1 protein-coding gene is annotated in these 571 nt (G+C 59.9%); it reads right to left on the reverse strand.

Going from position 1 to position 571, the window contains the following annotated elements:
• Positions 1 to 507: hypothetical protein (locus tag CXQ94_RS23960; protein ID WP_219817127.1), on the reverse strand; the 507-nt coding region annotated here is incomplete at its 3' end.
• Positions 508 to 571 lie beyond the last annotated feature (64 nt).

Genomic DNA, 571 nt, shown 5'->3' on the forward strand with positions numbered 1-571 from the left:
CAGCACGCCGGCAAACTGACCATCTTTATGGATAGGCCTGGTGAACTGGATGGTCCACTGCTTCGACACCCGGCCCAGGACCGGCTTGCTGATAAATAGACGGTCCGCCTGCGGATTGTCGCGGTGCACGCGGAAATGCTCGCGATCACTGAGGTCCACTGCCTTCGGCGTCGGCCCCAGGTTGGAGAAGGTCAGCTTGCCGTCTTTACCGATCACCGCGAGCTGCGTGATGAAACGCCCGTAGGCACCCAGTTCCTCATTCACATGACTGCGAAGGTCGGGGTGCTCCAGCACATCCTCACGCATGTCCAGCAGGATGATGTCCATAAGCCGGATGGTGCTGCGTACGTGCGCCTCAAAGGCGGTGGCCAGGTTCATCGCGTCGTTGCGCGCGGCGTCCGTGGCGAGGACGCGCTCGTGCTTTATCTCATTGATAACGAAGACCCACATTGGCACCAGCGTCAGGGTCAATATGAGTGCCGCCAGTAGTCCTGCCTTGCGTTTCAAGCTTCCGCTCCGTCGCGTCCTACGCGAAGTTCTTGTTCTGGAAGCTACCAGACGCGCGCTTGTG

It is taken from the genome of Arthrobacter sp. GMC3, from assembly GCF_002929305.1.
In the GTDB taxonomy this organism is placed as follows: domain Bacteria; phylum Actinomycetota; class Actinomycetes; order Actinomycetales; family Micrococcaceae; genus Specibacter.